Raw genomic sequence first — 23,868 nt, 5'->3', positions numbered from 1 at the left:
CGGGTGGTGGGAAGCCGACGCGGCATCTCTCGCTTGAGAAATGGGGGCGCATCCGGGTTATAGGGGCGTCCCCTCCAGATAGAGGAAGCCCGCGCGTGTCTCGACCCCGACTCATCAAAGAATCGTCCGCGCCGCTCCAGCTGGACAAGGAGCTGCTGGTCCGCATCCACGACCTCATGGTCAAAACGCGCGTCCTCGAGGAGCGCCTCATCCAGATGTACAAGCAGGGCCATGGGTACTTCTGGATTGGCGGTCCCGGCGAGGAGGCGTTCAACGTCCCGCTCGGCCTGCTGATGAAGAAGGGCCAGGGCCCCGAGTACGACTACCTCCACGCCCACTACCGTCAGTCCGGCACGCTGCTGGCGCTGGGCGAGGAGCCCATCGGCGCCCTCCGGCAGATGAAGAACACGGCGTCGGACCCGTACTCCGGCGGCCGCAACTTCGCGGGCCACTTCTCGCTGCGCAAGTACAACGTGGCCCCCGTCAGCTCGCCCATCGAGGTGCAGTACGCCATCGCGCCGGGCACGGCCATGGTGCAGAAGCGCGTGGGCGGCGACGGCATCACCATCGTCACCGGTGGCGACGCCGGCACGGCCGAGGGTGACTTCGCCTCCTGCCTGGTGTGGAGCAGCCGTCCCGCCAACCCGCTGCCCATCCTCATCATCGTCACCAACAACAAGTGGGGCATCTCCACGTCGGCGGAAGGCCAGCACGGCGAGCCCCGCGTGAGCGAGCGCGGCAAGGCGTTCGGCATCCGCTCGAAGACCATCAACGGCAACGACCCCGTGGAGGCCTACCAGGAGCTGAAGGAGGCCATGGAGTACGTGCGCAAGGAGCGCAAGCCGTTCCTCCTGGAGGCGAACGTGTCGCGCCTGTACGGACACTCGTCCGCGTCCGGCGCCAACTACGTCTCCGAAGAGGTGGACTGCCTGAAGAACTTCGAGGCGCGCCTGGAGCAGGACGGCGTGCTGACGCGCCAGCAGATGGACGAGCTGCGCAACCGCTACACCGAGGACATGGCCGCCGCCGCCGCATCGCCCGGGACGAGCCGCTGCCGGGCCCCGAGACCATCTGGAAGCACATCTTCGCGGAGGACAAGTAACCCATGGCCAACATGGCACAGGCCATTCGCATGGCCCTCCACTACGCCGAGGAGAACCTGGGCGTGACGGACATCTTCGGGGAGGACGTCGGCGCCCCGCTGGGCGGCGTCTTCACCTGCACGCAGGGCCTGAAGACGACGTGGAACTCGCCTCTGGACGAGCGCGGCATCATCGGCGCGGCCATGGGCATCGCGATGGGCGGCGGCCGCCCCGTCGCCGAAATCCAGTTCTGCGACTACGTCTACAACACCATCGACCTCTTGAAGCTGGCGGGCAACACCTGCTGGTCCAGCAACGGTGACTGGAACCTGCCCATGGTGGTGCGCACGCCGGTGGGCAGCGGCATCCGCGGGTCCATCTACCACTCGCATTCCTTCGACGCGACGATGACCCACATCGCCGGGTGGAAGGTGGTGATGCCCTCCACGCCGCTGGACGCGTACGGCCTGCTCATCTCCGCGTGCAAGGAGCAGAACCCGGTCATGTTCCTGGAGCCCAAGGCGCTCTTGCGCGTCAAGGGCGAGGAGCGCATCCCCGGCGAGCCGGACGATGACCGCGCGCTGTCCAAGGCCATCGACGCGCCCCTGGGTGACCGCAGCCAGTGGAAGCCCGCGTGGCCCGAGGGGCTGGAGGCGTTCGCCATCCCCATCGGCAAGGGGAAGCTGGTGCGCGAGGGCTCGCAGGTGACGGTGGTCAGCTACGGCCGCACCCTGCCCCTGTGCGCGCGCGCCGCCGCGCTGCTCGCCGACGAGGGCATCAGCGTGGAGGTCATCGACCTGCGCTCGCTGTGGCCCTACGACTGGGAGATGATCAAGGCCTCCGTCCAGAAGACGGGCCGCGTGCTCTTCGTCAACGAGGACACCGAGGTGACGAACTTCGGCGAGCACCTGGTGCGACGCACGGTGGAGGAGCTCTTCTACTCCCTGCTCGCGCCGCCCCGGCTGCTGGCGGGCAAGTTCATCCCCGGCATCGGCCTGGCCGACACGCTGGAGATGGCCTCCGTGCCCCAGCAGAACGACATCACCGACGCCTTGCGCTCGCTCGCCGGCGAGCAGCCCTAGGCATCTTACCCAGTGCCCCCGTGTGGGCTGTCCGCCCACGGGAAAAGTCCCGGGCCGCCGTTCCTCTTTGGAGGAGCGGCGGCCCTTTCGTTAGACTGCCAACTGCCTTGTCACAGCCAATCGTCCGGACCGTCAGCCCCGCGGGCGCAGAAGCTCCCGCCTTCCGCATCCGCCGAGCCCGTCGCGGCGACGCCGAGGCCATGGCCTTGTTGCTTCGCGAGCTGGGCTACCCCCAGGGAACGGACCAGCAGACGGTCCACTGGGTGGTGAGCCATCCGGAGATTGAAATCTTCGTGGCCGGAGACCCGCAGGACAAACCCGTGGGCATGCTCTCCTTCTCCCACCGGCCGCAGCTGCGGCTGCGCGGGCGCGTGGGCACCATCGACGAGCTGGTGGTGACCGAGTCGTGGCGCCGCCGGGGCGTGGGCCGCGCGCTCATCAAGCAGATTTTGGAGCGCTGCAAGGTGCTCAGCGCGCGCCAGCTCCAGCTGGTCTCGCCGATAACGACCACGCCGGAGGTGCGCAGCTTCTATACGGCGTGCGGCTTCTCCGAGGTCGACGCGGGCGTGTTCCGCCACCTGGAGACGGAGAAGGGCCGCTGACGTGCCGCCCGTCCCTCGCGCCCCGGGTTTCTTCCGGGGCCGAGGCGCGCGGTGACGTCAGCGCTTGATGCGCTCCACCACGTTGTGCAGCCGGACGCGGTCGTCGTCGCTCACGTCCGTGAAGCGCACGCCGATGGCCTCCTGCTCGTCACGCACCCACGCGATGACGCCGGTGAGGTCGAACTGCTCGCCCGCGATGTCCATGGACAGCCGCACCTGGGCGCCCACGTCGTAGGCCTTGCGCGTGCGCAGGCACAGGCCACCCGCGGACACATTGATGGAGAACACGCGCAGCGCCCTGGCCGCGTCCTCGGCCTGGGTGAAGCGAACCGCGAACTTGGCGGCGACGCGCTCGTCCGTGCGCCGGTTCGCGTACGCGGCTGGGTCTCCCGATGACATCTCTGCTTCCGCCGCCTTGCTAGTCATGTGCACCCGCTACCCCCAGCCGTCCGCCGCTGGCGACCTAATGCCTTCCCGAGGACCGACGGGATACTGACGCGCCGAGCCACCCCTTGGGCATCGGTCATCCAGCAAGTGTCCGCTGCTTTCCAGGCTCGATTCAAGAGGGCCCCCACGAATGGGCGCCATCAGGTAAGTCCTCACACAGTTCGATTCGGGAGTTCGGGATGCGTGCGTGGCTCGCGGTGTTGACGGGGACCCTCTTCCTGGCGCTCGTCACGCCTGGGTGTGATGACGACGACAAACAGCCGGGCCCCGGCCAGGGTGACTCCGGGGTGCCCGGAGACCCGGACGGAGGCGGCGCGGGCGATGGCGGCGTGAGTCCCGACTTCGCGTGCAACGTCGCAAGACAGGAAGGCTGCGGAACCGGCCAGAGCTGTCACTTCGCGGACCTGTCGGGCGGCAAGACGGGCAGCCGGTGCTTCGCGGCGGCGTGCGACGTGGTGCTGCAGAACTGCGCGCAGGGGCAGCGCTGCACGTACGTGAGCACGGGCGCGGTGACGGAGCGCCGGTGCGTGGAGGCGGGCACCGTCGCCGAGGGCGCGCGGTGCACGCTGTCCCCCACGGACGGTGGGCCGGAGTTCGACACGTGCGCGGCGGGCCTGTTCTGCAAGGACGAGCGGCAGGACGACGGCGGCGTGGGCTTCTTCTGCCGGAAGCTGTGCCACACGAGCAGCCAGTGCACGGACTCGCGCGAGTGCAACACGGTGCTGCGGCTGGCGGGCACGTCGGAGCTGCCGCTGCTGTGCGGACCGCGCTCGCAGCCGTGCGACCCGTTCGCGCAGGGCTGCGCGGCGCCGCTCAGCTGCTACCCGTCCTCGTCGGGTCCGGTGTGCGCGGGCAGCGGGACGCGCGCGACGGGTGAGGCGTGCGACTTCAGCAACCAGTGCGCGCCGGGGAGTGCCTGCGTGAACACGGGGCAAGGGCTCAACTGCCGCCCCCTGTGCAGGCCCTCCAGCTCGCCCGCATGCACCACCGGGACATGCCGTCCACTGAATGACAATCCTGGGGTGGGAGCCTGCATCCCATGAAGCGCGTTACCCACGTGGGGCAACGTCCGCCACCACGTGGGTGCGTTCCGGACTCGCGCAAGCGCCGCGGGTTCGCGTGACAGGGAAAGCGGTGTCTCCATCTCGCCCGGAGACCAAGGGGGCGTGCGCCGCGAGCCTCGGGACTTGCGCGCATGTTCGGTGGTCGTCGCGGGAATGAGCGGTGTACATCGTGCGTCGTCGGGAGGGAGCGACGATGCGAATGTGGCGGACGTGGCTCGGTGTCCTCGCGTGCGTGGGTGGCGCGCAGTTGGCGTGCACTCCCAGCAGCCCCGAGGACCCGTTGTCGGAAGAGCCTTCTCAAGAGCAGGGTGAGTCCACGAACGCGCCGGATGCCTCCGTGGACGTGGCGCCGCCATTGGTGCTCAACGACGACGGGCACGTGAGCTCACCGCCGCCGCCCGCGCCGCAGCCGCCGTTGCCGAGCATCGGCTTCCAGCCGGGCTTCCATCAGGCGCTGCGCTGGTCTCACTACGTGGGCGGTGTCACCACGTTCCGCCTGCGCGTGCCGGTGGCGCGCGCCGGAGAGCGGCTCCAGGTGACGTTCCGCGCGGGCGACGGGAACCTCATGCTCCAGCGCGCCACGGTGGCGAAGGCGGGCGTGGACGGCTCGCTGGTGTCGGCGCCGGTGGCGCTGAGCTTCGAGGGCAAGCCGGGCTTCAACGTCGGCGCGCGCGCGCTGGTGACGTCGGACCCGGTGGTGTTCCCCGTGGGCTTCCGCGAGGACGTGGCCATCACCTTCGAGGTGCGCGGGGCGCTGGCCGCCAGCGCCATCAACGCCTTCCCGGGCAGCTTCGCGCGAGCGGGCACGCATGCGCTGGTGACGGGCGCCATCGGCGGCGAGCCCTTCGAGCGCTCCGTGGGCGTGGCCTCGGTGCACGTGGAGGGCCCCACGGGCCGCGCCTTCATCGCGCTGGGTGACAGCATCACCGAGGGCTACGTCGACCTGCGCAACGACACGCGCAACGCCTGGCCGGCGCTGGTGGAGGCGCAGCTGGGCGTGCCCGTGGTCAACGCGGGCGTCAGCGGCCAGGGCTTCTACGACGCGCTGAGGCTCTTGTCCGACGAGGTGCTCGCGGTGAAGGGCGTCACCGACTGCCTGGTGCTGCTGGGCACCAATGATTTGGGCGACGCGGGCGCGGAGGAGCAGATGGAGACGCGGATGCTCCTGCTGGTGCAGCGGCTGGAGCCCTTCTGCCGCGTGTGGGTGAGCACGCTGTTGCCGAAGGAGAAGACGAACTACGGTGCCTATGACTACGTGAAGTCGCAGCGGCTGGGCTTCAACGCGTGGCTGCGCGGCGGCGGCACGAGCACGGACGTCATCGACCTGGAGTCGGTGATGCGGCAGACGAGCAACGTGCACCTCTACCTCGACGGCCTGGGCATCGACGGCATCCACCCGAGCACCGAGGGCCACCGGGTGATGGCGGCCGAGGTGGTGCGCACGCTGCGCGAGCGGGGCGAGCTGTAGCCCCGCTGTGGCTCAGCGGGGTCCGAGCACGTTGTTGAGGACGAGCAGCTCCGCCAGTGCTGGCGGAGCCAGCACCCAGTCGTTGCCCGTGGGCACCCAGCGCACGGGCGCGCCCGCCTGCTCCAGCACGGCGTTCACCCGCTGGAGCAGCGGCTCGAAGGTGGTGGCGGGCGCGTCCCAGTCCCCCTCGCCCGCTTCGACCTCGTGTCCACCGGGGTCCACGACGAAGGCCTCGCGCCCCTGGAGGGGCCGCACCGCGAAGCCCGGCAGATAGGGCTGCAGCGCCGCCTCCAGTCGCTCCAGCAGCGCGCCGTCCTTGTACGGGTGGGACAGCTCCCAGTCGAAGAAGGTGGGCAGCTGCGAGGTCAGCTCGCTGCGCAGCGGGTCTTCACGGCTCTGGCGCCAGTGGTGCTCGGCGAGCTCCAGCGCGGTGGCGGGGACCTTCAGCTCCCACTGCTCCAGCTTCGCGAGCAGCTCCGCCATGCGCTCCACCAGCTCGTACGGCGGCTCCACGCGCGTCACCCACGCGACCTCCGTCACGGACTGCCCGCGACGCTGTCCCGTCACCCGGTCTCCCTTGCGCAGTTGGAAGGGAGGCGCGTCGGACTCCGGCTCCGGATAGAGCGGGGCATGGAATGGCCCCTCTCCCGAGTCCGGCCGCAAGAGCGCGAAGCCGTGCTGGGCGTTGACGTCCTCCACCGTGAATGCGTCCCTGGCCATCCCGACCTCGTCTCGAAAGCCGTTGAAGACGTCTGTATTGGAGCGCTGAAGGTTAAGTCGTCAGCGCCGGAAGCGCACCACGCGCACGTCGAGGTCCCCCGCCTCCGCGTCCAGGACCTGCCTCATCAGCTCGAGCGCGCGCGTCTCGTCGAAGCTGCCGGAGCCCGCGCCGATGATGGGGAAGGCCACGGAGTGGAGGCCCTGCTCACGGGCTCTCTCCAAGGCGTTGCGGACCGAGTCCTGGATGGAGCGCTGGGAGGCGCGCCACAGCATGTCGATGCCCGCCACGTGGATGATGGCCTTGAAGGGCAGCCGCCCCGCGGAGGTCACCACCGCCGAGCCCAGCGGCATGGGGCCCGCCCTCGCCACCTCGCGGAAGGGGCCCACGCCACCCCGTCGCTTGATGGCGCCGGACACCCCCTGCGGCAACAGCAGCCACCAGGGGATGATGTTCCGGTTCCAGGCATTGACGATGGCCTCCACCGGCTGGTCCAGCAGGTCGCCTTCGCAGACAGAGACGGGCATGGCGCGGAGTCTAACCGGTGTTGCGCATGCCGGCCGCGATGCCGTTGAGCGAGAGCAACAGCGGCCTGTCGCAGTCACAGTCACTCTCGCGCTTGCGGCGCAACAGCTCCACCTGGAGGAAGGACATCGGGTCCACGTACGGGTTGCGCAGGGCGATGGCGCGCTGGAGCTGGGGGTTGTTGTCGAGCAGCTTCCCCTCCCCCGTCAGCCGCTTCACCTGCCGACGCGTGCGCCGGTGCTCCTGCTGGATGCGACGCCACAGGGCCTTCGTGGACGCGGGGGCGAGCGCCGCGTAGCGCCCGGCGATGGCCATGTCCGACTTGGCCAGCACCATGGTGACGTTGTCGATGACGGCCTTGAAGAAGGGCCACTGGCGGTACATGCGCTTGAGCAGCGCGGGCCCGCCCGGCTCCTTCGAGAGGGCCTCCAGCGCGGAGCCCACGCCGTACCAGCCCGGGACGATGGCCCGGTTCTGCGTCCAGGCGAACACCCAGGGAATCGCGCGCAGCGACTCGAGCCCTCCGGCCTTGCGCTTGCTGGGGCGCGAGCCGATGGGCAGCGCGGAGATCTCCTCCACGGGCGTCGCCGTGGTGAAGAACTCGAGGAAGCGAGGGTCCTCCCACACGAGCGCGCGGTAGGCCTTGCGCCCCGTCTCCGCCAGCGTGTCGAACGTGGCGCGGAAGGTCTTCTCGTCCTCCGGCGTCGGGCGAGGCTGCGCGTCGAGCAGGTGGGGCAGCACGCCGCCCAGGATGAGCTCCAGCGTGCGGCGCGCCAGCTCCGGGCGCGCGTACTTGTGGTCCAGGGCCTCGCCCTGCTCCGTCGCCTTGTAGCCACCGGCCACGGCGCCGGGAGGCAGCGCGAGGATGGCCTCCTGGGCGGGGCCACCACCGCGGGCCACGGACTCGCCGCGACCGTGGAACAGGCGAAGGGGGACACCGGACTGGGCGGCCGCCTCGGTGAGCGCGACCTGGGCACGATAGAGCGCGGCGCTGGCGGCCAGCAGCCCCACCTCCTTGCCCGAGTCGCTGTAGCCGACCATGACCTCCTGGAAGCCGCGCGCGTCGACGTGCTTGCGGTACTCGGCGTTGGCGAAGAGCGTGCGCAGCACGTCGGGGCCACCGTCGAGCGCGCCGAGCTGCTCGAAGAGCGGGACGACGTCCACGGTGGCGCAGCCGCGCTGCTCGTCCCACAGGCCCGTGAGCTTGAGGCACTTGAAGGCCGCGAGGACGTCCTCGGCCGTGCTGGCCATGCTGAGGATGAGCGTGCGACAGGCGGGCTCACCTGCCTCGGCCTGCGCCTCGCGCAACTTCTCCAGCACCGCGAGCAGCCGCTTGCCGCCCTCGGAGGGAGCGGGACCTCCCGCGTCCAGCGAGGCCGCCGCGCTCACCGCGTCCTCGGCGGGCACGCGCGCCTCCAGCTCGGCCAGGGAGAGCCCCAGCGCGAGGACCCGCTCGCGCATGCGGCGCACCTGGCGCAGACCGGACTTCGCGGCCTTCGCCTCCTCGAGCGAGCGCGACAACAGGTCCAGGTCCGCGAGCAGGGCCTCGGGCGTGCGATAGGCGCTGGCCGGCATGGGGCCCGCGTCACCGGTGCGCTGGGCCAGCACATGGCGCAGGGCCTGGTTCAGCCGCTCCTCCATGAAGCGCAGCTTGCGGCGCCAGGGCTCGCCGATGGTGCGTGGCCCCAGGCGCTGCTCGGCCTCGGGGAGTTCCTTCGCGTCGCGCGCCAGGGAGGCGATGAGCTCCGCCGACGGCTTCGCATGGCGCTCCGACTGCGAGAGCATTCCACCCAGGCGCTCCAGGCCTTGGGTCAGCAGGCGCAACCCACGTGCACGGTGGGCCCGCAGCGTGTCCGCGAAGACTTCCGGTGTCACCAGCGGGTTGCCATCCATGTCCCCGCCGACCCACGAGTGGACTCGCACCGGCGTGTCCACCTGGCCGAGGGGTTCTCCGTAGGCGCGCTCGAAGGCCCAGTCGAGCAGCTCGGGCAGCTCGGAGAGCTGCTCGGCGATGACCTCCTCGACGTACCAGAGGGCGTTCTTCACCTCGTCGCCCACGGTGGGCCGCTCGCGGCGCAGTTCGTCCGTCTGCCACAGCGTGGTGATCTCCTCGCGGAGGGACTCCACGTTGGCGGCGCTCTCGCGGGGCGTCAGCTCGCACCGGTCGCGCTCCTCGAGCAGGCTGGCCATCCGGTAGAGCTTCTCGAGCAGCGTGCGGCGCACGGCCTGCGTGGGATGCGCGGTGAGCGTGAGCGTCACGTGCATCTGGCGCAGCGCCTCGCGGACGCGGGTCGCGGGGATGCCCGCGTCCTTGAGCGACAGCATCGTCGCCTCCAGCGAGCCACGCTGGGGCGTCGTGGACTCGGCGCTGGAGTGCGCGCGGGCGCGGCGGATGCGGTGGTGTTGCTCGGCGAGGTTGACGAGCTGGAAGTACACCGAGAAGGCGCGGAGCACGGGCTCGGTGCGCTCCAGAGGCAGGCGCTTGAGGATCTCCGCGAGCTCGGCCGCGGAGGCGCGCCTTCCCGCCACGGGGCCGCGTCGTCGCTGGATGGCGAGCCGACGGACCTCCTCTTCCAGGTCGAACAGGTCCTGGCCTTCCTGTTCGACGAGCACCTCTCCCAACAGTCGCCCGAGCAGGCGGACATCACGACGCAGGGGCTGATCCACGGCACGGACACGGGCCATATGCCGTGGAAGGTAACGCCTTCCGCCACGGGCCGCGCGGGCAATGTCGGCGGGCCCGTCGTTTCTCGTCCACCTCAGAACCCAAGGTATTCGAGCTCGTCATCGGTCAGCTGGTGCAACGGCTGCCGGCTCAGGACCTCGCCAGTCTCCGGGTGGTTGTACAGCTCCGAGTCCGGAAGGTTGCGCAGCACCAGCTCCAGCTTTCGGATCTGCCCTCGCTCCGAGTCGATCATCTCTCCCTCCTTGATGAGGTTGGCGATGACGCCCGCGGGCACGATGGCTTCACTCGGGGATCCGCCCTGGTTCTGATAGGAGACGAACTCGGACTTCTTGTTCTGGAACTGGATGACCAGCGCGGCCAGACGCTCGGAGTCGATCTGGTACTCCGCGCGGATGCGACGCATCCGGCCCTCGCGGTCCTCGATGCGCGCCACCAGCTCCTTGACCTTCTTCTGCATCGCCACCCGAAGGTCGGGGGTGGTCTTGGTGTTGTAGCGAACGGATTCGAACAGCTCCGACGGTCGTTGAATGCTGTAGCCCATGGGGCCGGCTCCTCGTTGGGTTCGACGCGGGTCGAGCGCGCCGACGGCGCGAACGGGCGGGAGCTGACCGGGCACTTCGCGGCTACGTCTTCGCGTCGAAGGCAGTGGAGCGCGAGAGAAGCTCCATCCGGTCGACATCGGTGGCGACGAGGGACAACTTGGCGCGAATCTGTTCCACGGCGTCACCGCCCAAGGGCAGCCGCAACGGAAGCTCCGCGCTCGGTCGCGCGATGACGTCCGCCATGACCCGGGCTGCCTTCACCGGGTCTCCGCCCTGCTTGCCGTCCGTCTGGCGCACCCAGGTGCGCAACTGCCCCACCGTTCCCTCGTAGGCGCTCATCGCGGGCATGTGCCGGAACGAAGCGCCGAACAGCGAGGTGCGGAAGGTCCCCGGCTCCACTACGAGCACGCGAATCCCCAGCGGCTTCACCTCCTGCGCGAGGCTCTCGGACATGCCTTCCAGGGCGTGCTTCGCGGCGCAATAGGCACCGAAGCCCGGCGCGGAGGAGAGCCCCGCGACGCTCGAGACCTGCACGATGGTGCCGGAGCCCCGTGCCCGCATGTGAGGCAGCACCTCGCGCGTGGTGGTGACGGCGGCGAAGAACATCAACTCCATCGTCGCGCGCAGGTCCCGGTCGCTCGTCTCCTCGATGGCGCCGAGGATGCTGAAGCCCGCGTTGTTGACCAGCACGTCGATGTGGCCGAAGCGGGAGATGGCGGTCGTCACGGCGTCGCGCACCTTCTCGGGCTGCGTCACGTCCAGTGCGGCGAGGCGCAGCCGCCCCGAGGCCGACGACGCCAGCTCCGCGAGGACCTGCGGTTGCCTCGCGGCGGCGACCACGCTGTCGCCTCGCCGCAGCACCTCCTCGACGAGCGCACGCCCCAGTCCCGAGGACGCTCCCGTGATGAACCAGACCTTGTTGGAGGTGGACGCTGAAGAACCTTGGCTGCCCATGGTGGACTCCTTCGACTGCGAGTTCGTTGACGCAGTTCAGAATAGGAGTCCGGGGACCTCGTGATTAGCAGTGGAATTGCGATGGTTTTTTAAGTTTCGCTAAAAGATGCACATGCGAGACGACTACTCGGGGCTGAACGCGCTGGCGGCGGTGGCGGACAAGCGCAGCTTCACGGCCGCGGCGGCCCAGTTGAGCGTGACGCCGTCGGCACTCAGCCAGAGCATCCGGGCGCTCGAGGAGCGGGTGGGCGTGCGGCTGCTCCAGCGGACGACGAGGAGCGTCGGTCTGACGGAGGCAGGCGAGCGTTTCCTATCGCAGCTCAGGCCCGCGATGGCGAGCATCCGCTCCGCCTTCGAGTCACTCGACGCGGTCCGCGGGCGTCCCTCCGGCACGCTGCGACTCAATGTGCCCCGGCTGGCCATCACGGCGGTGCTCGACTCCATCCTGGGGGGCTTCCTCGCGGCGAATCCGGAGCTCAAGCTCGACATCGTCGTCGACGACGGCATCACCAACATCGTGGAGCACGGCTTCGACGCGGGTATCCGACTCGGCGAGATGCTCGACAAGGACGTCGTGGCGCTGCGGCTCACCGACGACCTGCGCATGACGGTGGTCGGCTCACCCGCGTATCTGAGCGAGCGCGGACGGCCCAAGCATCCACGGGATTTGCACGCGCACGACTGCATCAACTACCGCCACCTCAGGAGTGGCACCGTGTACCGCTGGGAGTTCAGCGACAAGGGTCGGGACTTCACCGTCGCCGTGGAGGGGCGGCTCATCGTCAACGACAACGAGCTGATGGTTCGAGGAGCGCTCGATGGCGTGGGGCTCGCGTACGTCATGGAGCACACCGTCGAGCAGGAGCTGGCTGACAAGCGCCTCGTCCGGGTGCTCTCCAACTACTGTCCGCCCTTCCCCGGCCTCTTCCTCTACTACCCGAGTCGGGCCCAACTCCCCCTCAAGCTGCGCGCGCTCGTCGACTTCCTGCGGGCCCGACGCTCGGGAGCAAGGACCTCCTGACGTGAGCCTGTTGCCGAGGGGATCCTGTTCATGGTCGCCTGCTCGGGTCGATACCTCCCGCCCTGCACGCGTTCGAGCGGGCCCTGACGCTCCGGGCGGGCACATCCGGTAAGGTGCCCTCCGTGAGCATGAGTCGGCCCCTCCCCCGTGGGTTTGTCCCCATCGTCCTGCTGGTGTTGTGCGTCGCGCACGTCGCGCTCGGGCTCGTCCTCCTACCCGGGGCCATGTTCGCCAAGTACCCCGACAGCGCGCGGCTGCTGACGTCGGGCCGGATGCTCCCCGAGCAGGGCGCGGACTTCAGCCCCCTGTACCTCATCCTCAACGTGGCCCTCTCCCCTACTCCGCTGCGCTGGGTCCAGAGCATCGCGGGAGCGCTCGGGCTCATCGCCATCTATGTGCTCGGCGCCCGGCTGCTGTCGCGCCCCGTGGGACTGCTCGCCGCGGCGCTCGTCGCGGTGACGACGCCCGTCCTCCTCTACGAAGCCACGCTGGAGCCGGACCTGCTGGTCATGGTCCTCAACCTGGGCGCGCTCGCGCTGCTGGCCCACGCACGGCCCCACTTCCAGAAGCGCTGGCTGGTGCTCGCCGGAGCGCTGCTCGGACTCTCGGGAGCGACACGTCCCACGGGCCTCGCCATCCTCGTCCTCGCGACGGGCTGGATGCTCTGGGAGCGCCGCCACGAGGCACGACGCGCGAGCCTGCTCGCCGGAGCGCTGTTGCTGGGCACGGGGATGTTCTCATCCTGGCTGCCCGCTCAAATCATCCGCGCGACCGTGGGTTCACACCTCGGCGCGACCATGAGCGCGGGCGCCGTGCTGCACATGGGCAACCGCCCCGAGGGCACGGGACTGGGCGCGCAACCGCCCACGCTCATCAAGCAGTACGAGGCGCAGCTGCGCTCCCCCGAGCGCCCCGACCACGCGCACAGCCTCTACCGACAGTTCGCCCGAGCCGAGGCGGGCGAAGACCTGTCCCCCTCCCGCACCGAGCTGTACTGGATGCGCAAGACGCTGAACTTCGCACTGGAGGAGCCAGGAACCGTCCTCGGCTTGTTCGGCCGGAAGCTGGCGTTCTTCCTCTTCGGCCCGGAAGGCCACGACCTGGTCGAGGTGCGCCGCGCCGAAGCGCACCTCGCGGGGCTCCCGCTCCTCGATGCCCAGGTCCTGGGATTGCTCGGCGTGGCCGGACTCGGCGCCCTGCTCGCGCGACGACGAAGCGTCGGGCTCATCGTGCTCTACCTCGCCGCGAGCACCGCGCTCGCCGTGGGCTTCTACGTGGTGAGCCGATACCGACTGGCCGCGCTGCCCGCCTGGGCGCTGTTCGCGAGCGCGCTCGCGGTGATGGCCTTCGAGTCACGGCGCGAGCCCCGGGTCCTCGGACTGCTGACCGTCGGCCTCGCGCTCTGTCTCGCGCTGCCCACGTTCTTCCCCTTTGTACGCGACGTGGAGCGGATGCTCGCGCGGCCAGAAGCCGTGGGCAGTCCGGGCACGGCGCTCAACACCGCGCTCCAGCAGGGCCGGTATGACGAGGCGACGCAGGCCTTCGAGCAGCTCCAGGCCGCGCATCCGTTCACCGCGCTCGCGAGGCCCCTGCGCGGCGTGCCGTTCGAATCGCCCGTGGTCGCCGAGCGCTCGGGAGCGATGTCCGTGGAGAAGCTGGGCCTGGAGACACCCATGGACCTCTACTTCGCCTCGGAGCTGGCACGGCGCGCCGGCCACTGCGACCAGGCCCTCCCCGCCGCACACGCGGCCCAGGACGCGGGCTATCGCGGAGCGCTCTATGACACCTCGCTGGACCCCGCCCTGGTGGTGGCGGATTGCCTGTTGTCACGTGGCGACCGCGCCGGCGCGTTGAAGGCCGCGGAGGCGTCGCTGAATGAACGAGGCGGCACGCTGGACGCCCTCGCCTTCGCGGTGGCTGGCGCGGAGTCGCTCGCCACCGATGCGGAGGAACAGCGAGCCCGCTGGGACGCGAAGCTCTTCGCCATCCACGACCTGTTGAGCGCCAGACACGCGCGAGGGCTCGCGCGCCTGCGTTGGGGGAACTTCACCGGTGCGCTGCAGGACGCGGACGCGGTCCTCGCCGCCATTCCCGACGTGGCCGTCACCCACCACCTGCGCGCCGCCGCGCTCACGGGACTCGGCCGCCATGCCGAGGCGCTTCGCGCCTATGCGCGCGCCCTCCAGCTTCTACCGGGGCACAACTTCGCGACCCGTCCGCTCGAGGACACCGTGGCAATGGCGCTCGCGGAAGCCGCCGAGGCTCCTGGGGTGCTGAGCGTGGCCACGGAGCATCACCTCCGCGCGGGACGACTGGAACTGGCTCGCGACCTCGCCGCTCGCGCCAGCAAGCTCGCCCCCGAGGACAAGAACCTCGCGCGAATCGCCCAGGAACTGGCCCAGGCCCGACCTTCCGGTGTCCCCATTCCGCCACCGCCCTCTCCGCGAGCTACTCGCTCCGCCACGCCCCCTGAACCGTGAGCGACGCGCCTTGGCTTCGTGACTCGGCGCCGCACCCGCCCTCTCCGCGAGCAACTCGCTCCGCCAGGCCTCCTGAACCGTCAGCGACGCGCCTTGGCTTCGCGGCGCGGCAGCCGCACCCGGTACGCTCTGTGCGCCAGCCATGACGCCCTCATGTACCGGGCTCGCCGTGCACGAGCGGCGCATCAGCCCCGGCACAGACGAATGGCGCGGCATCCCACCCATGACCGGCGTTGGCCTCCCGCCTCGCGTGAGCACACGCCACGCCCCTGTGGCCCATCGACCGCACTCAGGCCCGGTCCGCGCCTTGCAGAACCCCTGTGCACACGACGCGGCCCACGGTGCCGCACAGGGGTGAAAGGTCATGTGGACGACAGGGTGGTGGAAGGTGGCGGTGATGTGCGGCTCGCTGGCCGCGTCCGGGGCGCTCGCGCGGTCTACGACGCTTGCTGAGCCCACCGAGCAGCCAGACATGACCACGCTGGAGCCGAGCCTCACTCCACCGTCGCCCGAGGAGCTCTTCTCCGGCGCCCCCGACGAGATGGCCCCGCCGCGCCTGCGCCACGTCGAGCCCGTCGCCTGCACCTCCGCGCCCGAGGGCCGCCTCTGGGTCGCGTCCACCGAGGAGTGCGGCGACACCGAGTGCATCGACAAGACGACAGTGTGGGTCGGCTCCTGGACCGTCGAGGACACCACGGTCGAGGTCCAGTGCGACGCCGACCGCATCATCCTCTCCACCTTCGACTGGAAGATGGTCCTCGTCCCCGACGGCAAGGGCGACTTCGACGTCGAGGAGTCCGTCCTCGGTGACGGCGAGGTCACCCCCGTCCCCACCGAGCACGCCCAGGCCGAGCCCGTGAAGCCCGGCCCCCAGGGCTGAAGCCTACGGCCCGATGCGCCGCAGGATGAGGATGGCCCCCTCATCCAGCCGTCGATCTCGCAAATCAATCTCGCAGTCGATCATCCAGTCCCCATGTCCCTCGGGGTCCATGATGCGCTGCTGCACCTCCCAGAGCCGGGGGCCGGTCTCCTTCAGGAACGTGTTCGCCGGCTTGCGCGCCTGCGGCGTGAGGACCACCACCTTGTGCTCCTCGTGGTACGGCACCATCGCCTGCTCGAGCTTCGGCGCCGTCCACTCGCCCAGCGGGTTGTCCAGGAGCGTCAGCGCGTCCGTGTAGCGCTTCTGCCCCAGCGCGCGCAGCAGCCGGTGCAGCTCCTCGCGCACGCGGGCCGCGAAGGCGCGCGGGTCCTCGGTGAGCTCCTTCGGCTTGAGCTCCACCGCCGGCTTCGCCTCGACCACGGCGTCCGGGTTGCGCATGCGCTCCCACTCGTCCACCAGGCTCGAGTCCACCTGACGAATCGTCGCGCGCAGGTGGTCGATGATGTCCTCCACCTCCTCCGTGCGGAAGCGCTCCGGCACCGTCTGCGCCAGCGTCTTGTACACGTCGCTGACGTAGCGCAGCAGCACACCCTCGCTGCGCTGCAGCCCGTACTCGCGTACGTAGTCGTGGAAGGACATGAAGCGCTCGAACATGTCCCGCACCACCGCCTTGGGGCGGATGTTCTCCTCGCCCACCCACGGGTGCTTGCGCGCGAAGGCGTTGAACGTGCCGTAGATGAAGTCCCGGTTCGGCTTGGGCCACTCCAGCTTCTCCAGCTGCTCCATCCGGTCGTCGTACTCGACGCCCTGCGCCTTCATCTCTTGAATCTTCTCGCCCTTGAGCTGGTGCAATTGCGCGTAGAGCACCACCTCCGGGTTCTCCAGGATGGACTCCACCAGCGTCACCACGTCCAGCGCGTACGTCTCCGTGGTCGGGTCCAGCAGTTCCAGCGTCTCCAGCAGATACAACGACAGCGTGTGGTTGAGGCTGAAGTCGTGCTGGAGCTCCTGCGCCACCTTCACCGAGGCCCCCGAGCCGCCCTCCCCTCGCAGCACCTCCACGATTCCCGCGCCGCGCAGCGTGCGGAAGTCCCGCGCCGCCTCCTTCAGGTGCCGGCGCTTCAGGAAGTCCGAGTCGTGGCAGCGCTGGATGAGCTGCACCAGCCGGTGGTAGCCCCCCGTGCCCCGGACGTGGTCGCTCTGGAGCAGGTTCAAGATCATGCCGTGCGACACCGCGAAGCGTGACTCCAGCGGCTCGGGCATGCCCGTCTGGAGTCGATCGAAGGTGTTCTTGTCGTACTGCACGAAGTTCTTCTGCGGAGGCTTCTGCTTGGGCGCCTTCTTCTTGCCCGCCGCCTCCTTCGCCGCCTGCTTGATGTTCTCCACCACGTACTCGGGCGCCTGCGCGACGACGCTGCCCTCGTTGTCGAAGCCCTTGCGGCCCGCGCGCCCGGCGATCTGCTGGAAGTCGCGCACGCTCAGGGTCGCCAGCTTCTCGCCGTTGAACTTGAACAGCTGCGTGAAGAGCACCGTGCGGATGGGGATGTTCACGCCCACGCCCAGCGTGTCCGTGCCGCTGATGACCTTCAGGTGCCCGCCCTGCGCCAGCTTCTCCACCAGGAGCCGGTACTTCGGCAACAGCCCCGCGTGGTGCATGCCGATGCCGTGGCGCAGGAAGCGCTGGAAGTCCTTGCCGTAGGGCGTGTCGAAGGGCGCGTCCATCAGCGCCAGCCGGATGGCCTCCTTCTCCTCCTTGGTGGAGAAGTCCACGCTCATGAGGTTCTGCGCCTGCTCGGCGGCGGCGCGCTGCGTGAAGTTCACCAGGTAGATGGGGTACTTCTTGCGCGCGATGAGGTCCTCAATCGTCTCGTGCAGCGCGGACTCGCGGTAGTCGAAGTCCAGCGGCACCGGGCGCTGCGCGCTTCGCACCGTGGCCACCTCGCGGCCGGTGAGCCGCTGCAGGCTCTCCTCGATGATGTGCGTGGGGCCCAGCGTCGCCGACATCAACAGGAACGTCACCTGCGGCAGCGCGATGAGCGGAATCTGCCACGCCACGCCGCGGTCGCGGTCCGAGTAGTAGTGGAACTCGTCCATGACGACGTAGTCCACCTTCGCCCCCGCGTCTCGCAGCGCGAGGTTGGAGAGGATTTCGGCGGTGCAGCAGATGATGGGCGCGTCGCGGTTGATGCTCGCGTCGCCGGTGAGCATGCCCACGTTCTCCGCGCCGAAGGCGTCGCACAGCGCGAAGAACTTCTCGTTCACCAGCGCCTTGATGGGGCACGTGTAGAAGGAGACCTTGCCCTCGGCCATGGCCTTGAAGTGCAGGGCGGTGGCGACCAGCGACTTGCCGGAGCCCGTGGGCGTCTTGAGGAACAGGTGCTTGCCCGCGAGCAGCTCCAGGATGGCTTCCTCCTGGGCGGGGTAGAGGCTGAGCCCGTTCGATGCGACATAGCCGACGAAACGGTCCAGGATGCTGTCCGGGTCGAGCGCGGGCTCTCCCTTCTTGGGGAGCAGGGCTGCGAGCGGCGCTTGGGATTCAGGGGTGGCCATCACCGCCGGACTCTAGAGCAGCCCCCGCCTCCCGTCCGCTGTGAAATCCCGGAGCGCCCCCCCGTACGAGCCACGACGAGGGGCCCATGGCACGGTCCACCGCGCGTCATTGGCCACGCACGCCGGAACGATGTGGGGGCCCGAGCGCATGCCTACCGTTGCGCGACCTCCGGCCAACAAAGGGGCAGCATGATGTTCCATCGATGGCGTCTCGCCTTGCTTTCCGTCTGGGTTTCGGTCGCGGTCGCCCAGGCGCAGTCCACGGACCCGGCCGTCGTCGGCCAATGGACGCCCGTCAAGAAGTGGCCCTACTCCGCCGTCCACACCCACGTGCTTCCCACCGGGAAGGTGATGTTCTTCTCCGAGTTCGCGGATGGAGACAATCCCTACCTCTGGGACCCCGCCACCGACGCGCTCACCCCCCTGCCCAAGGCGGGCTTCAACATCTTCTGCTCGGGCCACGCCTTCATGGCGGACGGGCGGCTGTTCATCGCCGGAGGCCACATCGCGGATGACTCGGGCCTGCCGTACGCCGCCATCTTCGACCCCTTCAAGCTCACCTGGACGCGGCTGCCCAACATGAACGCGGGCCGCTGGTACCCCACCGTCACCACCCTGCCCAACGGCGACATGCTGGTGATTGGCGGCGCCAAGGAGGACCGCACCAAGAACCTCATTCCCCAGGTGTGGCAGACGTCGAAGGGTTCCTGGCGGACGCTCACCGGCGCGAGCCTGGAGCTCATGTACTACCCGTGGATGTTCGTCATGCCCTCGGGCAAGACGCTCATGTCCGGCTACTGGAGGCCCTCGCGCTATCTGGACACGGACGGCGTGGGCGCGTGGACCAGCGGCCCGCGCACGACCTACACCGCCAGCCGCAACTATGGCAGCGCGGTGATGTACGACGAGGGCAAGGTGCTCATCACCGGCGGCGACAACCCGCCCACCAACAACGTGGAGGTGCTGGACCTCAACGTCACCAAGCCCGCGTGGCGCCCCGTCGCCCCCATGCGCTACGTGCGCCGCCAGCACAACAGCACCGTGCTCCCGGACGGGACGGTGCTCGTCACCGGCGGCCACGGCGGCCCCGGCACGGACAACCCCAACTACCCCCGCCTGGAGACGGAGCTGTGGGACCCGGTCAAGGAGACCTGGTCGCTGCTCGCCCCGCTGGGGACCTATCGCGGCTATCACTCCACCACCGTGCTCCTGCCCGACGGGCGCCTGTTGTCCGCCGGCAGCCGCAACGTGAAGACGATGCAGGTCTACTCGCCGCCGTACCTCTTCAAGGGCCCGCGTCCCACCATCTCCTCCGCGCCCGCGACCATCCGCTATGGGGAGACCTTCCGCGTCAACACGCCGGACGCAGCCAACATCACCATGGCGTCCTGGGTGCGGCTGGGCTCCGTCACACACGCGTTCGACGAGAACCAGCGCTTCATGAAGCTGCGCTTCACCGCGAGCGGCGGCGGGATCAACGTCGTCGCGCCCCCCAACCCCAACGTGGCGCCGCCCGGGCACTACATGCTGTTCCTGCTCAACGGGCGCAAGGTGCCGTCCGTCGCGAAGATCATCCGCATCGGCGGGGATGGCACCACGCCGCCGCCCACGGAGCCGCCGCCGAACACGGGCTTCACCGCCGTGGCCTTCGGCGCCGAGTGGAAGTACGACGACCGCAACGTCGACCCGGGCCCGACGTGGAAGGCCGCGACGTTCAACGACAGCGCGTGGAAGAAGGGCCTGGCGCAGCTCGGCTATGGCGAGGCGGACGAGCGGACCGTGCTGACGAAGACGACGCCCGCGCAGCCGACGGTGTACTTCCGCAAGAAGTTCACCCTGCACGGCATGGTGGAGCAGGCCACGCTCAAGGTGATTCACGATGACGGCGTGGCGGTGTTCCTCAACGGGACGCAGGTGTTCAACAGCCTGATTCCCAACCCCGCCCACGCGGCCTACGCCCAGGGCGCCAGCTCCGACAACCACCTGAGCCAGACGACCATCCCAGGCATGCGCTTCGCGATGGGCGAGAACACGCTGGCCGTCATGGTGAAGCAGGCGAACGCCACCTCCAGTGACTTGTCCTTTGATCTGGAGCTGAAGGTGACGACGGACGGCATGCAGCACGACGCCCTCTTCCTGGAGAGCCCCAACGGGGGCGAGACGCTGCGGCCAGGCCAGCTGCAGACGGTGCAGTGGATGACGCACGGCGCGGGCGTCGACACGGTCGACGTGCAGTTCTCCCAGGACAACGGCGCCAGCTGGAGCACCGTGGAGACGGGCGTGTCGAACATCGGCTTCTACGAGTGGAAGGTGCCGCGCACGGAGACGTCCCAGGGCGTGCTGCGCATCCAGGATGGCGCCCGGCCGGAAATCGAGGACAAGACGGACCTGCCGTTCACCATCACCGCCACGCCCCGGTTCAAGGCCATCGCCTTCGGGGAGTACTGGAAGCTCGACGACCGCAACGTGAGCCCTGGCGCGCAGTGGACCTCGCCAGGCTTCAACGACAGCGCGTGGCGGCAGGGGCCCGGTCGACTCGGCTATGGCGACGGGGACGAGCACACGGTGCTCACCAAGACGAACCCGGTGCAGCCCAGCGTGTACTTCCGCAAGAAGCTCACCCTGGACGAGGCCATCCGCACCGCGCACCTCCAGGTGCTCCATGATGACGGCGTGGCCGTCTGGGTGAACGGGCGGCTCGTCTTCTCGCGCTACATGGACAACGGCGTGGAGCACGGCGCCTTCGCCAGCGGCGTGGTGAAGGACGCGGTCCTCAGCACCTTCAGCTTCGACGGCTCCGTCTTCGTCGAGGGGGAGAACATCATCGCGGTGATGGTGAAGCAGGCCAACGCGGAGTCGAGCGACGTGGCGTTCGACCTCGAGCTGGACCTCGAGGCCCGCTGAACCCGGAGCGTCACCGGCCCCGGAGGTGGCTCAGAGCACCTTCACCGCTTTGACCATGTCCGGGGCCAGCTCCTCGTGCGGCAGGATGGAGAACCCGAGCTGCTTGCTGACGTTCTGCATGGCCCGGTTGCCCGCGAGGATGTCCGCGACGATGCGCCGCACGCCCCACGCGCGGCCCACCTCCACCAGCCGGCGCAGCATCTCCGTCCCCAAGCCCTGGTGCTGCACCTCGTCGCTGATGAGGATGGCGTACTCCGCGTCCTCCGTGCCTCGCAGGCGTGTCAGCCGCCCCACCCCCAGCAGCTCTCCGCCCTTGCGCTCGGCCACCAGCGCCAGCTCCCGCGCGTAGTCGTTGAAGCAGATGCGCGCCAGGCGCTCGTGCGCCACGCGCGTGCTCAGCTGCATCAGCCCCGCGTAGCGCAGGAACACCGTCTGCTCGGAGAGCGTCTTGTGGAAGCGCGCCATCGCCGGCTCGTCCTCAGGACGGATGGGGCGCAGCATCAGCTCCTCGCCGCTCTTCATGCGGAAGGGCGCCACGTACTGCTGCGGATACGGCTCGATGACCAGCCGGGGCAGCTCGGCCTCCGTCACGGACGGGGGATGCAGCACCACGCGCGCGTCCAGCGCGAGCAGTCGCTCCGGTGAGGCAAGCAGTGGGTTGATGTCCACCTCCTTCACCCAGCGCTGCTCCACCACCAGCTGGCCGAAGCGCACGAGCAGTCGCTCCAGCTCCGCCAGGTCCACGGGCTTCGCCCCGCGCACACCCTTGAGCGCCTGGAGGATGCGCGTCTGCTCCATCATCCTGCGCGCCAGCGTGGTGTTGAGCGGCGGGAAGCCCAGCCCCCGGTCCTTGAACACCTCCACCAGCGTCCCGCCCGCGCCGAACAACAGCACCGGGCCAAACTGCGGGTCCAGGCTGCTGCCCACGATGAGCTCGTAGCCGCCGAGTCGCACCATGGGCTGCACGGTCACTCCCGCGAAGGCGTCCCCTTGTCCCAGCTCCACCAGTCGCTCTCGGATGCCCCGGAACGCCGCGCGCACGGCGTCCACGTCCCGCAGGTCCAGCCGCACGCCCCCGACGTCTGTTTTGTGCGTCACCGAGTAGGAGTGGAGCTTGAGCACCACGGGGAAGCCCAGGGACTGGGCCTCGGCCACCGCGCCGTCCTCGGTCGTGGCGAGCCGCGTCTCCACCGTGGGGATGCCGTAGGCGGCGAGCAGCTGCTTGGACTCGTACTCCGTCAGCAGCGTTCGGCCCTGGGCCCGCGCGGCGTCCACGAGCCCACGGGCCACGTCGCGACGCCCGGCGGGCTCCTCGGTGAGCGTGGGCGTCTCGTACAGGCCCGCGAGGTTGTACGCGTAGCGCCACATGTAATTGAAGATGCGCGCGGCCGTGTCGGGGTATCCGAAGGTGGGGATGCCCGCGTCGTTGAGGATGCGCTCACCGGCGGCGACCTCGGAGCCTCCCATCCAGCTCGCCAGCACGGGCTTGTGCCCGAGCTTCGCGTAGGGCTTGAGCCGGTCCGCAGTCTGTGTCGGCTCCGTCATGTCCTGCGGCGTGAGGATGACCAGCAGGCCGTCGCTGTTCGGGTCCTTGCCCGCCACCTCGAGCGCCCGTGCGTAGCGGTCCGGGTCCGCGTCTCCCAGCACGTCCACCGGGTTCGCATGACTCCACTGGGGCGGCAGGAAGGTGTTCAGCGCGGCGAGCGTGTCGTCTCCGAGCACCGCCAGCTCGCCTCCGCCGGCCACGAGCGCATCGGTGGCGAGGACTCCAGGGCCTCCCGCGTTGGTGAGCACCGTGAGGCGGCGGCCCGAGGGCCTGGGTTGCCGGGCGAGCGTCTCCGCCATGTAGAAGAGGTCGGAGATGGACTCCACGCGCAGCACGCCGGAGCGGCGGAAGGCGGCGGTGAGAACCTCGTCGCTGCCCGTGAGCGTGCCGGTGTGGGACGCGGCGGCCTGCGCGGCCTGCGCCGTGCGTCCGGCCTTGATGACGATGATGGGCTTGGTGAGCGCGACCTCGCGCGCGGCGGAGAGGAAGGCTCGCGCGTCACCGATGGACTCCATGTAGATGAGGATGGAGCGCGTCATCGGGTCATCGGCCAGGTAGTCGATGAGGTCGCCCCAGCCCACGTCCAGCATGGAGCCCACGGAGACGAAGGCGCTGAACCCCACCGACTCGCGCAGGCTCCAGTCGAGGATGGCCGTCAGGAGCGCGCCGCTCTGGCTGATGAAGGCCACGTTGCCCGGCCGGGCCATGGCGCCGGCGAAGGTGGCGTTGAAGCCCGTGGGGGGACGCATCACGCCCAGGCAGTTGGGGCCGATGATGCGGATGCCGGCGGTCCGGGCAATCTGGAGGACCTCCCGCTCCAGGGCCGCGCCCTCGGGGCCCGTCTCCTTGAAGCCCGCGGAGATGATGATGACGCCCTGGACGCCCACCTCCGCGCATTCACGGACGACGTCGGGCACGGCGGCCGCGGGCGTGACGACGACGGCCAGGTCCACCGGCTCCGGCAGCGCGCGCAGGGACGGCCAGGCGCGGATGCCCAGCACGTTGGGCCGCTTGGGATTGATGGGATAGACGGTGCCGCCGAAGGGGTTGCTGATGAGGTTCCAGAGGACGGTGCGTCCCACGCTCCCCGGACGCTCGCTGGCCCCCACCACCGCGACGCTGCGCGGTTTGAAGAGGACATCCAGGGGCTGACGTGTGCGCTGCTGCTGGTGCAGCACGTCGTAGGAAGGGTCCGACTTCCGGGAGCCTGGGGCGCGCGGGTCCATGAAGCCCTGTCTCACGCGACGCGGGGCCCCACGCAAGGCTCTTGCGTGAAAAGCGTGTGGCACCCGTCATCCGTCTCGTCGAGAAGGGAGC

Annotated in this window: 16 protein-coding genes and 1 pseudogene; 9 read left to right on the top strand and 8 right to left on the bottom strand. The window is 69.5% G+C overall.

Annotated elements, in window-relative coordinates; all coding sequences use genetic code 11:
• Positions 1-95: 95 nt before the first annotated feature.
• From OWM54_RS36845 to OWM54_RS36835, 3 genes and pseudogenes are all read left to right on the top strand, one after another.
• Positions 96-1,102 (top strand): annotated as a pseudogene (locus OWM54_RS36845) (thiamine pyrophosphate-dependent dehydrogenase E1 component subunit alpha).
• A 3-nt stretch (positions 1,103-1,105) separates the two neighbouring features.
• Positions 1,106-2,164, top strand: coding sequence for an alpha-ketoacid dehydrogenase subunit beta (locus OWM54_RS36840; RefSeq protein ID WP_141325735.1), 1,059 nt, complete (start codon positions 1,106-1,108; stop codon positions 2,162-2,164).
• Positions 2,165-2,364: 200 nt separating this feature from the next.
• On the top strand, positions 2,365-2,766 hold the full coding sequence (locus OWM54_RS36835) for a GNAT family N-acetyltransferase (RefSeq protein ID WP_223785344.1): 402 nt from the start codon (positions 2,365-2,367) through the stop codon (positions 2,764-2,766).
• A gap of 57 nt (positions 2,767-2,823) precedes the next feature.
• Here OWM54_RS36835 and OWM54_RS36830 read toward each other — a convergent pair whose 3' ends face one another.
• Positions 2,824-3,192, bottom strand: a complete 369-nt coding sequence (locus tag OWM54_RS36830) for a TIGR02266 family protein (RefSeq protein ID WP_223751622.1) — start codon at positions 3,190-3,192, stop codon at positions 2,824-2,826.
• Positions 3,193-3,392: 200 nt separating this feature from the next.
• Between OWM54_RS36830 and OWM54_RS36825 the strand changes: the two genes are divergently transcribed.
• Complete coding sequence (locus tag OWM54_RS36825) at positions 3,393-4,256, top strand: hypothetical protein (protein WP_267700405.1); 864 nt, start codon at positions 3,393-3,395, stop codon at positions 4,254-4,256.
• Positions 4,257-4,470: 214 nt separating this feature from the next.
• Positions 4,471-5,745: an SGNH/GDSL hydrolase family protein gene (locus OWM54_RS36820; protein ID WP_223751620.1), complete on the top strand. Its 1,275-nt coding sequence runs from the start codon at positions 4,471-4,473 to the stop codon at positions 5,743-5,745.
• A gap of 12 nt (positions 5,746-5,757) precedes the next feature.
• On the opposite strand, the gene OWM54_RS36815 is transcribed toward OWM54_RS36820, so the two are convergent.
• From OWM54_RS36815 to OWM54_RS36795, 5 genes are all read right to left on the bottom strand, one after another.
• Positions 5,758-6,465, bottom strand: coding sequence for a hypothetical protein (locus tag OWM54_RS36815; RefSeq protein WP_223751619.1), 708 nt, complete (start codon positions 6,463-6,465; stop codon positions 5,758-5,760).
• A 60-nt stretch (positions 6,466-6,525) separates the two neighbouring features.
• A complete protein-coding gene (locus tag OWM54_RS36810) occupies positions 6,526-6,990 on the bottom strand; it encodes a macro domain-containing protein (RefSeq protein WP_223751618.1) in 465 nt (154 codons plus the stop codon).
• A gap of 10 nt (positions 6,991-7,000) precedes the next feature.
• Positions 7,001-9,673, bottom strand: a complete 2,673-nt coding sequence (locus tag OWM54_RS36805; protein WP_267700404.1) for a phosphoenolpyruvate carboxylase — start codon at positions 9,671-9,673, stop codon at positions 7,001-7,003.
• A gap of 74 nt (positions 9,674-9,747) precedes the next feature.
• The gene (locus tag OWM54_RS36800) at positions 9,748-10,215 is read right to left on the bottom strand and encodes a hypothetical protein (protein WP_267700403.1); all 468 of its coding nucleotides are present in this window, start codon (positions 10,213-10,215) and stop codon (positions 9,748-9,750) included.
• A gap of 82 nt (positions 10,216-10,297) precedes the next feature.
• A complete protein-coding gene (locus tag OWM54_RS36795; RefSeq protein WP_223751615.1) occupies positions 10,298-11,170 on the bottom strand; it encodes an SDR family NAD(P)-dependent oxidoreductase in 873 nt (290 codons plus the stop codon).
• Between the two features lie 112 nt (positions 11,171-11,282).
• Here OWM54_RS36795 and OWM54_RS36790 point away from each other — a divergent pair, with 112 nt between their 5' ends.
• From OWM54_RS36790 to OWM54_RS36780, 3 genes are all read left to right on the top strand, one after another.
• Positions 11,283-12,191: a LysR family transcriptional regulator gene (locus OWM54_RS36790; RefSeq protein ID WP_267700402.1), complete on the top strand. Its 909-nt coding sequence runs from the start codon at positions 11,283-11,285 to the stop codon at positions 12,189-12,191.
• Positions 12,192-12,319: 128 nt separating this feature from the next.
• Positions 12,320-14,671, top strand: coding sequence for a glycosyltransferase family 39 protein (locus OWM54_RS36785; RefSeq protein WP_267700401.1), 2,352 nt, complete (start codon positions 12,320-12,322; stop codon positions 14,669-14,671).
• A gap of 364 nt (positions 14,672-15,035) precedes the next feature.
• Positions 15,036-15,551 (top strand): hypothetical protein, encoded by a 516-nt coding sequence (locus OWM54_RS36780; RefSeq protein WP_267700400.1) that lies wholly within the window; start codon positions 15,036-15,038, stop codon positions 15,549-15,551.
• A gap of 3 nt (positions 15,552-15,554) precedes the next feature.
• On the opposite strand, the gene OWM54_RS36775 is transcribed toward OWM54_RS36780, so the two are convergent.
• Positions 15,555-18,101 (bottom strand): DEAD/DEAH box helicase, encoded by a 2,547-nt coding sequence (locus OWM54_RS36775; RefSeq protein ID WP_223751611.1) that lies wholly within the window; start codon positions 18,099-18,101, stop codon positions 15,555-15,557.
• Between the two features lie 216 nt (positions 18,102-18,317).
• Between OWM54_RS36775 and OWM54_RS36770 the strand changes: the two genes are divergently transcribed.
• Positions 18,318-21,005, top strand: coding sequence for a galactose oxidase-like domain-containing protein (locus OWM54_RS36770; RefSeq protein ID WP_267700399.1), 2,688 nt, complete (start codon positions 18,318-18,320; stop codon positions 21,003-21,005).
• A gap of 30 nt (positions 21,006-21,035) precedes the next feature.
• Here OWM54_RS36770 and OWM54_RS36765 read toward each other — a convergent pair whose 3' ends face one another.
• Positions 21,036-23,777 (bottom strand): bifunctional acetate--CoA ligase family protein/GNAT family N-acetyltransferase, encoded by a 2,742-nt coding sequence (locus OWM54_RS36765; protein WP_267700398.1) that lies wholly within the window; start codon positions 23,775-23,777, stop codon positions 21,036-21,038.
• Positions 23,778-23,868 lie beyond the last annotated feature (91 nt).

The organism is Myxococcus sp. MISCRS1 (assembly GCF_026626605.1).
Classification (GTDB): domain Bacteria; phylum Myxococcota; class Myxococcia; order Myxococcales; family Myxococcaceae; genus Myxococcus; species Myxococcus fulvus.
The sequence above is the reverse complement of the archived record's forward strand: the minus strand, read 5'-3'. Positions and strand labels throughout refer to the sequence as shown.

Excerpts from the sequence above, each read along its gene's own strand:
- OWM54_RS36830 (WP_223751622.1), bottom strand. The coding sequence starts at position 3,192 with ATGACTAGCAAGGCGGCGGAAGCAGAGATGTCATCGGGAGACCCAGCC.
- OWM54_RS36785 (WP_267700401.1), top strand. The coding sequence starts at position 12,320 with ATGAGTCGGCCCCTCCCCCGTGGGTTTGTCCCCATCGTCCTGCTGGTG.
- OWM54_RS36815 (WP_223751619.1), bottom strand. The coding sequence starts at position 6,465 with ATGGCCAGGGACGCATTCACGGTGGAGGACGTCAACGCCCAGCACGGC.
- OWM54_RS36840 (WP_141325735.1), top strand. The coding sequence starts at position 1,106 with ATGGCCAACATGGCACAGGCCATTCGCATGGCCCTCCACTACGCCGAG.
- OWM54_RS36820 (WP_223751620.1), top strand. The coding sequence starts at position 4,471 with ATGCGAATGTGGCGGACGTGGCTCGGTGTCCTCGCGTGCGTGGGTGGC.
- OWM54_RS36765 (WP_267700398.1), bottom strand. The coding sequence starts at position 23,777 with ATGGACCCGCGCGCCCCAGGCTCCCGGAAGTCGGACCCTTCCTACGAC.
- OWM54_RS36805 (WP_267700404.1), bottom strand. The coding sequence starts at position 9,673 with ATGGCCCGTGTCCGTGCCGTGGATCAGCCCCTGCGTCGTGATGTCCGC.
- OWM54_RS36800 (WP_267700403.1), bottom strand. The coding sequence starts at position 10,215 with ATGGGCTACAGCATTCAACGACCGTCGGAGCTGTTCGAATCCGTTCGC.
- OWM54_RS36810 (WP_223751618.1), bottom strand. The coding sequence starts at position 6,990 with ATGCCCGTCTCTGTCTGCGAAGGCGACCTGCTGGACCAGCCGGTGGAG.
- OWM54_RS36835 (WP_223785344.1), top strand. The coding sequence starts at position 2,365 with ATGGCCTTGTTGCTTCGCGAGCTGGGCTACCCCCAGGGAACGGACCAG.
- OWM54_RS36790 (WP_267700402.1), top strand. The coding sequence starts at position 11,283 with ATGCGAGACGACTACTCGGGGCTGAACGCGCTGGCGGCGGTGGCGGAC.
- OWM54_RS36780 (WP_267700400.1), top strand. The coding sequence starts at position 15,036 with ATGTGGACGACAGGGTGGTGGAAGGTGGCGGTGATGTGCGGCTCGCTG.
- OWM54_RS36825 (WP_267700405.1), top strand. The coding sequence starts at position 3,393 with ATGCGTGCGTGGCTCGCGGTGTTGACGGGGACCCTCTTCCTGGCGCTC.
- OWM54_RS36775 (WP_223751611.1), bottom strand. The coding sequence starts at position 18,101 with ATGGCCACCCCTGAATCCCAAGCGCCGCTCGCAGCCCTGCTCCCCAAG.
- OWM54_RS36795 (WP_223751615.1), bottom strand. The coding sequence starts at position 11,170 with ATGGGCAGCCAAGGTTCTTCAGCGTCCACCTCCAACAAGGTCTGGTTC.